The organism is Variovorax sp. DAIF25 (genome assembly GCF_050711835.1).
In the GTDB taxonomy this organism is placed as follows: Bacteria; Pseudomonadota; Gammaproteobacteria; order Burkholderiales; family Burkholderiaceae_C; genus Variovorax.
The window spans coordinates 5009912-5023468 of record NZ_CP136636.1; the positions used below are offsets into that span (position 1 = coordinate 5009912).

Genomic DNA, 13557 nt, shown 5'->3' on the forward strand with positions numbered 1-13557 from the left:
CGCCCCATGCGTGCATTGCTCACCACCTTCTCCTGGCAGGAACTGCGCCACCACCCCTGGCGCAACGCGGCGGCGGTGCTGGCCGTGATGCTGGGCGTGGCGCTCGCGTTCTCGGTGCAGCTCATCAACGCCTCGGCGCTCGACGAGTTCTCGAGCGCGGTGCGCTCGGTCAACGGCCAGCCCGACCTCGAGCTGCGCGCGCCGCAGGGCGGCTTCGACGAGGCGGTGTTCGAGACACTGGCGCGCCGTCCGCAGGTGACGCTGGCGAGCCCGGTGCTCGAGTTCCAGGCGCTCGCGCTGGTCGCCGCAACGCCCGATGGCGAGGAACGGCAGGTGCCGCTGCGCGCGATCGGCGTCGACGCGCTCGCGCTGCCCGCGATCGCGCCGGCGCTGATGCCGCAGCCCGATGCGAACGCCGAGCGCTTCGCGCTGTTCGCGCCCGGCCTGGTGTTCCTCAACGCCGCCGCGCGCAGCGCGCTCGGCCTGCCCGCGCAGGCGCCGGCCGGTGCCGAGGAGAGCGTGCAGCTGCGCAGCGGCGCCGACTGGCAGCGGCTGCGCGTGGCCGGCCACGTGGCGGCCGGCGGCGGCGCGATCGCGGTGATGGACATCGCCACCGCGCAGGAGCGTTTCGGCCGGCTCGGCCAGCTCAGCCGCATCGACCTGCGGCTGGCCGCCGGCACGGACCGCGCGGCCTTCATCGCGGCGCTGCAGGCCACGCCCGGCTGGCCCGCCGGCCTGCAGTTCGCCGAGCCCGGCGATTCGGCCGAGCGCGTGAGCAACCTCTCGCGCGCCTACCGCGTCAACCTCACGGTGCTGGCGCTGGTGGCGCTGTTCACCGGCGCCTTCCTGGTGTTCTCGGTGCTCGCGCTCAGCGTCGCCAAGCGCGCGCAGCAGTTCGCGCTGCTCGGCGTGCTGGGCCTCACGCCGCGCCAGCGGCTGCGGCTGGTGCTGGCCGAGTCGCTGGTGCTCGGGCTGATCGGCAGCGTGGCCGGGCTCGCGCTCGGCACCGCGCTGGCCGACGTCGCGCTGCGCGTGCTCGGCGGCGACCTCGGCGGCGGCTACTTCGAGGGCGTGGCGCCCACGCTGCACTGGAGCAGCGCCTCGGCCCTGCTCTACGGCGCGCTCGGCGTGGCGGCCGCGCTGGTGGGCGGCTGGTGGCCCGCGCGCGCGGCGCAGGCGCTGCCCGAGGCGCAGACGCTCAAGGGCCTGGGCGCGCCGCCCGCGCAGGGCCGCAGCCACTGGCTGGCGCTGGGCCTGATCGCGCTGGGCGTGGCGCTCGCCAACCTGCCCGCGATCCGCGGCGTGCCGGTGGCGGCCTACCTGTCGGTGGCCTGCCTGCTGGTCGGCGGCATCACCGCGCTGCCCTGGCTGATCGCGCTGCTCTACGACCGCATCGCACCACTGCTGTCGCGCCGCGTGCTGCCGATGCTGGCGATCGAGCGCGCGCGCCGCATGCGCGGCACCGCGGCGGTGGCGGTCAGCGGCGTGGTCGCGAGCCTCAGTCTCGCGGTCGCGCTCACGGTGATGGTCGCGAGCTTTCGCGACTCGGTCACGCACTGGCTCGACATCGTGCTGCCGGCCGACCTCTATGTGCGCGCCACCTTGAGCGGGCGCGGCGGCAACAGCGGCGCCGAGAGCAGCACCGACACCGCGACCTTCGCGCCCGAGCTCGTGCAGGCGCTGTCGCGGCTGCCCGGCGTGGAACGCAGCGGCACGCTGCGCACGCGCTCGCTGCAGCTCGATACGGCGCAGCCCGCGGTGACCCTGATCTCGCGCCACCTCGAAGGCGGCGTGGCGCAGGCGCTGCCGCTGGTGGGCGGCGCGCTGCCGGTGCCCGAGGGGCAGATCGGCATCTACGTGAGCGAGCCGATGGTCGAGCTCTACGGCGCCAGGCCCGGCAGCAGCTTCGCGCCGCTGTCGAACGCGCTGGCGCCCGCCGCGGGCGGCGCACCGGCCACCTTCTTCGTGGCCGGCGTGTGGCGCGACTATGCGCGGCAGTTCGGTGCCATCGCGATCGAGGCACGCGACTTCGAGCGCCTGACCGGCGATCGCGACGTCAGCGACATCGCGCTGTGGCTCGCGCCCGGCGCCTCGGAAGGCGCGGTGCAGGAAGCGGTGCGCGCACTGGCGGCGCAACGCGCGGGCTCGGACGTGGAGATCGCATCCGTCGGCCAGATCCGCGCGGTCTCGCTGCGCATCTTCGACCGCAGCTTCGCCGTGACCTACTGGCTGCAGGCGGTGGCGATCGCGATCGGGCTGTTCGGCATCGCCGCGAGTTTCAGCGCGCAGGTGCTCGCGCGGCGCAAGGAATTCGGCCTGCTCGCCCACCTGGGCTTCACGCGCGCGCAGGTGCTCGCGGTGGTGGCCGGCGAAGGCGCCGCCTGGACCGCCATCGGCGCGGTGGCCGGACTGGGCCTGGGCCTCGCGGTGTCGGTGGTGCTGGTGAAGGTGGTCAATCCGCAGAGCTTCCACTGGACCATGGACCTGCTGCTGCCCTGGGGCCGGCTGCTCGCGCTGTGCGCGGCCGTGGTGGCCGCGGGCACCGTCACCGCGTGGATGGCGGGGCGCGCCGCGGCCGGCAAGGATGCGGTGCTGGCGGTGAAGGAAGACTGGTAGGCGCCGCTTCGCGCGGGCAAAAAAAACAGGCACGCGACCTGCGGATGTCCGCGGTCCCGTGCCTGCCGGCGCTTTGTCTGCGCGCCTTTTCCCCCTGCTCCCTTTTCTTTTTCGGCTGAAGACGACCGGCTCGCGCCGGCCGTCGTTCATGCCGCTCAGTTGCAGTACTGGGCGTTCGCGTCGGTGTTGATTTCGGGCGGCTTGTTCGCCAGGAACTTCTGGACCGGCACGACCGTGGCGTTGCAGTTGTCGTCGGTGCGCAGGTCGAAGACGTGCCAGTAGCGCGTCGAGTCCGGGACTTCGCCCGCCGGCGGCGAGAAGACCGACTGGGCACCGCGATTGCTCAGTTCCACGCGTGCGGGCGATCCGGTCTGACCGGGTTCGTAGGTGCGCGAGTAGTTGTCGACGAAGAAGCGGTAGGTGCGGTTGCGCGCCAGCTTCGCGAAGGTCGTGTACTCGGGACCGAAGCTGTCCACGTCGTCCACGTCGAGGCCCACGAACGGTGCGGTCGCCAGCGAACCCTTGTCGGCGAAGTAGACCTCTTCACCCACGTTCGCGCCCATCGTGTGCGCGTCGAGGTCGTACGGCTTCTCGCCCCAGGTCAGCTTGATCGACATGGCCGAGCTCGTCAGCGTGAGGCAGCCGTCGAGCGTGAGGTCCTGCTCGCCCAGCGTGGCATTCGCCGCATTGGAGAGCTCGGCGTTCTTGCTCGCCACCACGAAGGCCTCGCTGCTGCGCTTGGCCGACACCGAGAACTTGCCTTCCGCATCGGTGATGGCCGAGCCTGCACCGCTGTACGACTTGCCTTCCGAGACCACGACCGCACCCGCGACGCGTTCGCCCGCCGCGTTCTGCACGCAGCCGTTGACGCGCACCGTGTTGTAGATCTGGTCGGCATTCCAGGTCGTGAAGTGCGTGACCGTGCCTTCATAGTACTGGTTGGGCGCGGTGCCCTGCAGGCTCGCGCTGCCCTCTTCCACCCACAGGCCCGTGGCCGTGTTGTAGAAGAACAGCGGCACCGTCGGCGGCAGCGCGGCGCTGCGCGACGACGGCGCGATGCGCACGGTGGCGCTCACGCCCTGCGCGAGCTGCAGCGGTGCGCCGTCCGCATCGACGAAGCTGGCGTCGAGCGCGCCGAAGCTCTCCATCGCCGCGGGGTCGCCGCTGGTGGCCGCGAGGTAGTTGCCGGGCATCAGGTTGACGTTGGTCGCGGGTGCGATCGGCGTGAGCCGGCCGGTGACCTGGCCGGTGGGCGCGCTGCCGTCGGCACGGCGCAGCGCATTGGCGGGCAGGCGCACCATGGCGGTCGAGCCCGGCACCGCGAGGTCGCGCGCGGCGCCCGGGTTGAAGGTGTCGCTGAACGCCACCGGCAGCATCGGAATGTTGATGACGGTGCTGGCCTCGGCCGGCGCGAGCGCGGCGGTCGAACGGCTCTGCGGTGCGAAGCCGTTCTTCTCGTAGCTCAGCAGCACCGAGGCGCCGTTGGTGATGCCCTCGAGCGTGTACGAGCCATCGTCCGCGGTCGTGGCGCTGACGCCGCCGGCCGTGACCTTGACCTGCGCGATGCCGGCGCCGTCGAGCGCATTGGTGACGCGGCCCGTGACCTTCGCATCCTTGCGTGCGGGCGTGCCGGGGCCGCCAGGGCCGCCCGGGTCACCGGGACCGCCGGGGTCACCGCCGTTCTGGCCGGGCGGCAGGAACGCGAAGCCGGAGCCTCCGCCGCCACCACCGCCGCACGCGGCGACGGCCAATGCGACCGCCGCGGCGGCCATTGCAAATTTGAATCTCATGGGTTCTCCCCCTCTGTAGCAACTGATCGATGAGTGCGGCTGCAATGCAGCGGCGTCGGATTCCGATGCGCGGCATCTCGGGCCATGCATCGAAGGGGACCGAGCGTATGCATCGCGCATCGCATCAAACAGTGCCAAAAGTCATGCGCATGCAACAGCGTTGCATGCGACAAGGGGAAGTGAATACGGAAGACTTCGCGGCACGCGTTCATCGCCGCGATCGGGCGATGCAACCCGATTGCGCTAAGCGTTCCAGTCGATCAGGCCGGTGCCGCTCCAATGGCCGAACGACGTGAGATCGAGCTTGGGCCGTGCGATGCGCCGCCAGGTCGCGACCATGTTCATCACGCGGATGTCGTCGAACACGACCAGCGCATGCGCGGGCAATCTCAGCGTGGCGAGGTTGTCGAGCATCCTTGCCTCGGTGTGGCCGTCCTTGGGTCCGTCGACGAAGACCAGGTCGGCCGCCTCGAACAGCGCGCGATGCGCCTCGATGCCGCCGGGCGCGGAGATGTCGTGCAGCACCTGGCGCACGCGCCCGTGCTCGAAATCGCCGGGCGCGAGCCAGGTCTGTTCGAAGCCGTGCCAGGGATGCAGGTCGAAGGTGGTCACGCTGCCGCCCGCGGGCAATTCCTGCGCGAGCGCGAGCGTGCCCATGCCGGTGAAGGTGCCGATCTCGACGACGCGCATCGGCTTCAGCGTGCGCACCAGCGCGGCGAGCAGGCGGTAGTGCTCGCCGGGCCAGGTGTCGAACCAGTGCGGCTCGCTCGAGGGGCGGCCGTCGTAGACGCTCAGCGCGATCTCGCGCGCGGCCGAGGCGGCGCGCAGCGCGATGTCGAGCAGGCGCGCGCTGGGCCGCGCGGGCTCGTCGTCGAGGCTCGCGATGACCGAGATCTCCTTGTGGCGCGCCGGTACCTCGGCGAGTCGGCGCTGGAGTTCGTCGAAGGTCATGGTGCGGGCCCGATGCAAAAAAAGCGCAGTCTAGGCTCCGCTGCGCGGCTTCACGGCGCGGGCGTCAAACGAATCCGCTCCACCGTTTCCTTTTCCACGGCCGCGCGGCTATAGACCAGCGGCACGTACTTGCCTTCGAGCCACAGCGGCGCGAGGTCGCGGTAGTTGGGGCTGTCGGGGTTGCCCGACTGGCCCGGCGTGTTGATGACGCGCGAGGCATCCCAGTTGCCCACGTCGAGCACCATGCGGAAGGACGCACCCGAGGTCAGTCGATAGTCGCTCGCGCGGTAGCTCGCGGCCATCGGCGTGAAGGCCGAGCCCGACATCGGCCAGTCGCCCACGTCGAGCTTCCTGCGCGTGGCCGCATCGACGATGCCGCCGAGCGGATGGCGGAACTCGGCACGGTGCAGCGCGCCCCACTTCCAGGCCGCGGGGTCGGGGCCGAGCTTGTTGCTCAGTTCCTGCATGGCGGGCGCGATGGTCTGCACCAGCATCGCATCGCGCTGCGCGTTGCTGACCCAGCCGAACGGGTTCTCGAGCAGCAGGACCATGCGCGTGTTGTCGCCCGGCAGCGCGTACTGCACGGCCGATTCGCCCGCGCCGGCCTTGAGCACGGCTTGGCGCAGCGGCTTGCTGCTCCAGACCTCGTAGAGCGCGGCGGCCGCGCTGTCGCGGTCCATGGTGCCGTCCCAGCCCTGCAGCAGCGCGAGGCCGGCCGCGGTCTGCGCATCGCTGCTGCCCAGGCCCGCGAGCAGCTTGAGCAGGCGCTGCGCCGGCGTGGCGACGATGTCGTTCTGCATGCGCTGCGAATCCTCGAGCGTGAAGCGCTGGCCCGCGGCCACCTTCGCAGCGAACAGCTCCTTCAGGCGCCGCGCGCGCGCCGCGTCGCTCCATTCGTAGCCGATGCCCTTCTTCGCGGCCGGATGCTCGCTCGGGATGTTGTTCTCGTTCGCGGTCACCACGTAGCCGCGCGCGGGATTGAACTCGGAGGGCAGCTCGTCGCCGTTGCGGAAGCCCGACCACTCGTAGCGGCCGTCGCCCGGCACCGGCATCAGGCCGTCCCAGTTCGGGCGGATCGGCGTGAGGCCGCCGGGGATCCAGCCGATGTTGCCGTTGCGGTCGGCATAGACCTGGTTCTCGCCGGGCGCGCCCCAGCGGTTCATGGCGGCGCGGAACTGGTCCCAGTTCTGCGCGCGCATGTAGTCCATCGAACCGAAGTACGGCGCCATGCCCGGCTCGAGCCAGGCGGCGCGCAACGCATAGGCGCGGCGCTTGCCGGGCTCCGACAGCAGCACCGGCCCGTGGCGCGTGAAGCTGTTGACCAGCTCGCGCGGCACGCGCTCGCCCTTGACCGCGATGCGCTCGGTCACGCGCAGCATCGGCTCCCAGCGGCCCTGGTAGCGGTACTCGTTGGGATTGCGCGGATTGAGCTGGTAGACGTAGAGGTCCTCCTGGTCCATGTAGAAGCGCGTGAGGCCGAAGGCGATGGTGCCGTTGTGGCCGATCGACAGGCCCGGCAGGAAGGGCTCGCCGGCACCGATGGCATCCATGCCCGGCGCGCTCAGGTGCGTCATGTAGCGCAGGCTCGGCGCACCGTGCGCGCGGTGCGGATCGTTCGCGAGGATCGGCCGGCCGGTGGCGCTGAGCTTGGGCGCGATCACCCAGTTGTTGCTGCCGTAGGCGGCGGTGGGGTCACCCTGCTCGGCCCGTGCCTCGTCGCCTGCCTGCGACACCGCGAAGCTGCCGGGGCCCGCGCCCTGCTGCGGCAATAGCGTGTTGGCCTTGGTGAACTGCGGTGCCTCGGTGGCGCGCAGATAGGCCGCGCGCAGCTCGGCGGCGGGCACGGTGCAGGGATCGAGCCCGGGCGGCACGCGCGGGTTGACGGGCGGGTCGAGCTCGCGCCGCAGCCAGTCGGCCTTGATGCCGGGCCCGCCCGCGCAGTAGGCGCGCGCGCGTTCGATCTCGGACGTGAGGTTGAGCGTGAGGCCATGGTGGCGGATGCGCACCACGTCCTCGGGCAACCAGGTCGCGGGCTGGTAGCCGAGCAGCCTGAACTCCGGCGGCAGCAGGTCGGGCTGCGCGCGCACCTGCGCCACGTAGGCATTGACGCCGGCCGTGAAGGCCTCGGCCACGCGCTTGGCATCGGAGCCGTAGGCCAGCCACTCGCGGTACATGTCGCCGCGGTAGAGCACGGCACGCGCGGCGCGGTCGCTCTCGACCCAGGCGGGGCCGAAGTCCTGCGCCATCTCGCCGAGGCCGCGCTTGCGCCACAGGTCCATCTGCCAGAGCCGGTCGCGCGCGGCGATGAAGCCCTGCGCGACGAAGGCGTCGTAGAGCGTGCCCGCGTAGAGGTGCGGCACGCCCCAGCGGTCGACGAGCACCTCGGCCGGCTTCTCGAGGCCGGGCACGGCGAAGGACGAGGGCGCGCGCGACGGTGTACTCGTCGATTGCGGTGTTTCGGCGGGCGGTCCCGAGGCGCAGCCCGCGAGCGCGAGCAGCGCGGCCAGCGGCGCAAGCCGCAGGGCGAGGGAACCGGAACGGGGGGATGCGATGCGCCGCGCGACAGTGCGCGGGCTGGGCGTGCGCTTCATGGATCTCGTCTCCTTCTTTTTATGGGCCGGCCCACGGTAATCGCTTTCGCCCGCGCGCGGGTTACAACGCGTGACGAGGGCGCTTGTAGACTCGTGCGGCCATGCCACCCGCCCTCCTGTCGCGCCGCGACCTCCTGCTCGCGGCGCTCGCCGCCTCTTCAGGCCTCGCGCCCGCCTGGGCCCTGCCGCCGCGCACGCTGCAGTTCCCGCGCGACTTCGGCAGCCATCCCGAGCTGCGCACCGAGTGGTGGTACATCACGGGCCATGCGCAGGCCGAGGGCGGCCGCGCCTTCGGCTTCCAGGTCACCTTCTTCCGCTCGCGCGTCGACGCCACGCAGGGCATGCGCTCGAAGTTCGCGGCGCAGCAACTCGTGTTCGCGCACGCGGCCGTCACCGACCTCGAGGGCCGCGCGCTGCGGCACGACCAGCGCATCGCGCGCGCGGGCCTCGGCGGCGCTTCGGCCAGCGAAACCGACACCGCGCTGCGTTTGCGCGACTGGTCGCTGCTGCGCGGCGCGGACGGCTACACGGCCCGCATTCCCGCCAGCGGCTTCACGCTCGAGCTGCGCTTCGCGCCCACCCAGCCGGTGCTGCTGCAGGGCCGCGCGGGCCTCTCGCGCAAGGGGCCCGACGAGGCCCAGGCCAGCTACTACTACAGCGAACCGCAGCTCGCGGCACAGGGCCGTATCGTGCTCGACGGCCAGCCCTTCGCGGTGCGCGGCAAGGCCTGGCTCGACCACGAATGGAGCGAGGCGCTGCTGCACCCCGAGGCCGTGGGCTGGGACTGGATCGGCATGAACCTCGACGACGGTGGCGCGCTCACGGCCTTCCATCTGCGCCGCGCCGACGGCAGCGCGCTGTGGTCGGGCGGTTCGTTCCGCGCGAGCGACGGCACGCTGCGCGTGTTCGGCCCCGACGAGGTGCGCTTCGAGACCGGCCGCTCCTGGAACAGCCCGCGCACGCAGGCGCGCTACCCCGTGCAATGGCGCGTGCGCACGCCCGCGGGCGAGTTCGAGGTGCGCGCACTGCTCGACGACCAGGAGCTCGACAGCCGCGGCTCGACCGGCGGCGTGTACTGGGAAGGCCTGAGTGACCTGCTCGATGGCCAGGGCAAGCGCCTGGGGCGCGGCTACCTGGAGATGACGGGGTACGTGGCGCCGCTGAAGCTCTAGGCCGGCGCCCGCACCCGTGCCTTCATCGGGCCTTGCGCCGATCGATGAAGGCGATGATCTCGCCCATGATCCCCTTGCGGAAGGCGAGCACGCAGATCACGAAGATCAGGCCCGTGACCATGGTCACCGACTCGCCCAGGGTGTTGAACCAGTCGATGGTGGTGATGCGCGCGAGCAGGTTGCCCAGCTCGCCGATCTTGTTCTCCAGCAGCACGACCACGGCCGATCCCACCAGCGGGCCCGACAGGGTGCCCAGCCCGCCCACCAGCGTCATCAGGATCACCTGGCCCGACGCGGTCCAGTGCACGTCCGACAGGGTCGCGAAGCCCAGCACCAGCGTCTTGAGCGACCCCGCCAGGCCCGACAGCGCCGCCGAGATCACGAAGGCCAGCAGCTTGAAGCGCGCCACGTCGTAGCCCAGCGACAGCGCCCGCGGCTCGTTCTCCTTGATGCCCTTGAGCACCTGCCCGAACGGCGAGTGGATGGTGCGCACGATCAGCAGGAAGGCGGCAGCCACGATCGCCAGCGCGACGTAGTACATCGTCAGGTCGTTGCTCAGGTCGAGCAGGCCGAACAGCTTGCCGCGCGGCACGCCCTGCAGGCCGTCTTCGCCGCCGGTGAACTTCGCCTGCAGCGCGACGAAGAACATCATCTGCGCCAAGGCCAGCGTGATCATCGCGAAGTAGATGCCCTGGCGACGGATGGCCAGCACGCCGAACAGCCAGCCCAGCAGCGCGCCCACCAGCGTGCCCGCGATCAGGCCCAGTTCGGGCGTGAGGCCCCAGACCTTGATCGCATGGCCGGCCACGTAGGCCGAGCCGCCGAGGAAGGCCGCATGGCCGAAGGACAGGAGCCCGGTGAAGCCCAGCAGCAGGTTGAAGGCCGAGGCGAACAGCGCGAAGCACAAGAGCTTCATCACGAACACCGGGTAGGCGCCGAAGAACGGCGCCAGCACCAGCGCGACGAGCAGCAGGCCGTAGAAGACGGTGGAGATCTTTTTCATGTTCATGCCGCCTGCTCTCACTTCTCTTTGCCGAACAGGCCGGCAGGACGCACCAGCAGCACGATGACCATGATCACGAACACGACGGTGGACGAGGCCTCGGGATAGAAGACCTTGGTGAAGCCCTCGATCACGCCCAGCCCCAGCCCGGTGAGGATGGCGCCCATGATCGAGCCCATGCCGCCGATCACGACGACGGCGAACACCACGATGATCAGGTTCTGGCCCATCAGCGGCGAGACCTGGATCACCGGCGCGGCCAGCACGCCCGCGAAGGCCGCCAGGCCCGCGCCGAAGGCATAGGTCAGCGTGATCATCAGCGGCACGTTGACGCCGAAGGCCTCGACCAGCCGCGGGTTCTCGGTGCCCGCGCGCAGGTAGGCGCCGATGCGGGTCTTCTCGATCACGAACCAGGTGGCGATGCACACGACCAGCGAGGCCACGACCACCCAGGCGCGGTAGTTGGGCAGCACCATGAAGCCCAGGTCGGTGGCGCTCGAGAGTGCCTCGGGCGCGTCGTAGGCCAGGCCCGAGACGCCGTAGATGGAGCGGAACACGCCCTCGATGAGCAGCGTGAGGCCCAGCGTGAGCAGCAGGCCGTAGAGGTGGTCGAGCTTGTAGATCCAGCGCAGCAGCAGCCGCTCGATCAGCACGCCGAACAGGCCGATGACGATGGGTGCCGCGATCAGCATCACCCAGTAGTTGATGCCGAAATATTCCATCGCCATCCAGGTGAGCACCGCGCCGAGCATGAACAGCGCGCCGTGCGCGAAGTTGATGACGTTGAGCAGGCCGAAGATGACGGCCAGCCCGAGGCTCAGGATGGCATAGAAGGAGCCGTTGACCAGCCCCAGGAGGAGCTGGCTCAACAAGGCGGGAAGGGAAATGGTCATAGGGGGTTCAGCAGGCGCGGGCCCGCTCGGGCCCGCGGGGGTCGGTCATTTCCAGAGCGCGCACTTGCTCTCGGCCTTGGTCGTGAAGACCTGGTCGCCCGGCAGCTTGGCCACGACCTTGTAGTAGTCCCAGGGCTGGCGCGACTCGGACGGCGCCTTGACCTGCATCAGGTACATGTCGTGCACGAAGCGGCCGTCGGCACGCACCGTGCCCTTGGCGTAGAAGTCGTCGATGGGCATCTTCTTGATCTGCTCCATCACCTTGTCGGCGTCGGTGGTCTTGGCCGCCTGCACCGCCTTCAGGTAGGTCATGGTGGCCGAGTAGTCGGCGGCCTGGATGTCGGTGGGCATGCGCTTGGTCTTGTCGAAGAACTTGCGGCCGAAGGCGCGCGTGCGTTCGTCGAGGTTCCAGTCCCAGCTGGTGGTGAGCAGCAGGCCCTCGGTGTTCTTCAGGCCCAGGCTGTGGATGTCGGTGATGAACACCAGCAGGCCGGCCATCTTCATCGACTTGGTGATGCCGAATTCCTTGGCCGCCTTGATCGCGTTGATGGTGTCGCCGCCCGCGTTGGCAAGACCCAGGATCTGCGCCTTGGAGTTCTGTGCCTGCAGCAGGAAGGACGAGAAGTCGGAGGCGTTGAGCGGGTGCTTGACGCCGCCCACCACGGTGCCGCCCTTCTCCTTCACCACCTTCGCGGTGTCGGCCTCGAGCGCGGCACCGAAGGCGTAGTCGGCGGTCAGGAAGAACCAGTTCTTGCCGCCCTGCTCCACCACGGCGCCGCCCGTGCCCTTGGCGAGCGCGACGGTGTCGTAGGCGTAGTGCACGGTGTAGGGGCTGCACTGCTCGTTGGTGAGCGCCGAGGTGCCGGCGCCGTTGACCACGAACACGCGCTTCTTCTCCTGCGCCACCTTGGCCATCGCGAGACCCGTGCCCGAGTTGGTGCCGCCGAACAGCATGGTCAGGCCCTGCGTGTCGATCCACTCGCGCGCCTTCGAAGCCGCGATGTCGGCCTTGTTCTGGTGGTCGGCGGTCAGCAGTTCGATCGGCAGGCCGTTGACCTTGCCGCCGAAGTCGTCGATGGCCATCTGGATCGCCACCGCGCCATTCTTGCCCTCCACGTCGGCGTAGAGACTGGACATGTCGGTGACGAAACCGATCTTGACCTTGTCCTGCGCCTGGGCGGCGCCCGCCGCCACGAAGGCAGTGGCGAGCAGACAGGCGGAAGCGATGGCGCTGCGTTTCATGGTGGTGATCCTCGTGGTGGTCTCGTATTCTTCGGCGGGGCGGTCTCAGGCGCTCTTCACTTCCAGAGCGCGCACTTGGTTTCGGCCTTGGTCGTGAAGACCTGGTCGCCCGGCAGCGTCTTGAGCACCTTCAGGTAGTCCCAGGGCTTCTTCGACTCGGCCGGCGACTTCGCCTCCACCAGGTACATGTCGTGGATGAAGCTGCCGTCGGCGCGGATCTGGCCCTTGCCGTAGAAGTCGTCGATCTTCATGCTCTTGAGCTGCGCCATCACCTTGTCGGAATCGGTGGTCTTGGCCGCCTGCACCGCCTTCAGGTAGGTCATGGTGGCCGAGTAATCGGCGGCCTGCACGTCGGTCGGCATGCGCTTGGTCTTCTCGAAGAAGCGGTTGGCGAACTTGCGCGTGTCGTCGTTCAGGTCCCAGTACCAGCTCGTGGTGTGCAGCAGGCCCTCGGTGTTCTTCAGGCCCAGGCTGTGGATGTCGCTGAGGAACACCAGCAGGCCGGCGGTCTTCATCGACTTGTTGATGCCGAATTCCTTGGCCGCCTTGATCGCGTTGATGGTGTCGCCGCCGGCGTTGGCCAGGCCGAGGATCTGCGCCTTCGAGTTCTGGGCCTGCAGCAGGAAGGACGAGAAGTCCGAGGCATTGAGCGGATGGCGCACCGAGCCCACCACCGAGCCGCCCTTCTCCTTCACCACCTTGGTGGTGTCGGCTTCGAGCGCATGGCCGAAGGCGTAGTCGGCAGTCAGGAAGAACCAGCTCTTGCCGCCGCGGTCGACCACCGCCGCGCCCGTGCCCTTGGCCAGCGCGACCGTGTCGTAGGCGTAGTGGATGGTGTAGGGGCTGCACTGCTCGTTGGTCAGCACCGAGCTGCCCGCGCCGTTGTTGAAGTACACGCGCTTCTTCTCTTCGGCCACCTTGGCCGTGGCCAGCGCCACGCCCGAGTTGGTGCCGCCGAAGACCATGGTCACGCCGGCGGTGTCGATCCATTCGCGCGCCTTCGAGGCGGCGATGTCGGCCTTGTTCTGGTGGTCGGCGGTCAACAGCTCGATCGGCTGGCCCAGCACCTTGCCGCCGAAGTCGTCGATGGCCATCTGGATGGCGGTGGCGCCACCCTTGCCTTCGAGGTCGGCGTACAGGCTCGACAGGTCGGTGACGAAGCCGATCTTGACCTTTTCCTGGGCCTGCGCGCCGGTGGCTGCGAGGGCGAGGACGGCGATGGCACCAGCGATGAGGCCGAGTTTCTTTTGCATGCGAAGTCTCCTGAAAGAATCTTTGTGAGATGAGGACGGGAACGTC

Annotated in this window: 9 protein-coding genes; 2 read left to right on the forward strand and 7 right to left on the reverse strand. The window is 69.8% G+C overall.

Features of this window, described 5'->3' with window-relative positions:
* The first annotated feature begins 6 nt into the window (after window positions 1-6).
* Window positions 7-2616, forward strand: a complete 2610-nt coding sequence (locus R0232_RS23070) for an FtsX-like permease family protein (RefSeq protein ID WP_431509537.1) — start codon at window positions 7-9, stop codon at window positions 2614-2616.
* 155 nt (window positions 2617-2771) lie between these two features.
* Here R0232_RS23070 and R0232_RS23075 read toward each other — a convergent pair whose 3' ends face one another.
* The 3 genes from R0232_RS23075 to R0232_RS23085 form a co-directional block, all read right to left on the reverse strand.
* Window positions 2772-4406 (reverse strand): carboxypeptidase regulatory-like domain-containing protein, encoded by a 1635-nt coding sequence (locus R0232_RS23075; protein ID WP_431509538.1) that lies wholly within the window; start codon window positions 4404-4406, stop codon window positions 2772-2774.
* A gap of 243 nt (window positions 4407-4649) precedes the next feature.
* On the reverse strand, window positions 4650-5357 hold the full coding sequence (locus R0232_RS23080) for an O-methyltransferase (protein ID WP_431509539.1): 708 nt from the start codon (window positions 5355-5357) through the stop codon (window positions 4650-4652).
* A gap of 50 nt (window positions 5358-5407) precedes the next feature.
* Window positions 5408-7948, reverse strand: coding sequence for a penicillin acylase family protein (locus R0232_RS23085; protein ID WP_431509540.1), 2541 nt, complete (start codon window positions 7946-7948; stop codon window positions 5408-5410).
* 101 nt (window positions 7949-8049) lie between these two features.
* On the opposite strand from R0232_RS23085, the gene R0232_RS23090 reads away from it, so the two are divergent.
* Complete coding sequence (locus R0232_RS23090) at window positions 8050-9120, forward strand: lipocalin-like domain-containing protein (RefSeq protein WP_431509541.1); 1071 nt, start codon at window positions 8050-8052, stop codon at window positions 9118-9120.
* Between the two features lie 22 nt (window positions 9121-9142).
* Here the strand turns inward: R0232_RS23090 and R0232_RS23095 are convergent, their stop codons facing one another.
* From R0232_RS23095 to R0232_RS23110, 4 genes are read right to left on the reverse strand one after another with little or no spacing between them, the layout of a single operon-like run.
* Window positions 9143-10129 (reverse strand): branched-chain amino acid ABC transporter permease, encoded by a 987-nt coding sequence (locus R0232_RS23095; protein WP_431509542.1) that lies wholly within the window; start codon window positions 10127-10129, stop codon window positions 9143-9145.
* Window positions 10130-10140: 11 nt separating this feature from the next.
* Window positions 10141-11016, reverse strand: a complete 876-nt coding sequence (locus R0232_RS23100) for a branched-chain amino acid ABC transporter permease (RefSeq protein ID WP_203201892.1) — start codon at window positions 11014-11016, stop codon at window positions 10141-10143.
* A gap of 45 nt (window positions 11017-11061) precedes the next feature.
* Window positions 11062-12258, reverse strand: a complete 1197-nt coding sequence (locus R0232_RS23105; protein WP_093356153.1) for an ABC transporter substrate-binding protein — start codon at window positions 12256-12258, stop codon at window positions 11062-11064.
* Window positions 12259-12314: 56 nt separating this feature from the next.
* Window positions 12315-13511: an ABC transporter substrate-binding protein gene (locus R0232_RS23110; RefSeq protein ID WP_431509543.1), complete on the reverse strand. Its 1197-nt coding sequence runs from the start codon at window positions 13509-13511 to the stop codon at window positions 12315-12317.
* Between the last annotated feature and the right edge of the window lie 46 nt (window positions 13512-13557).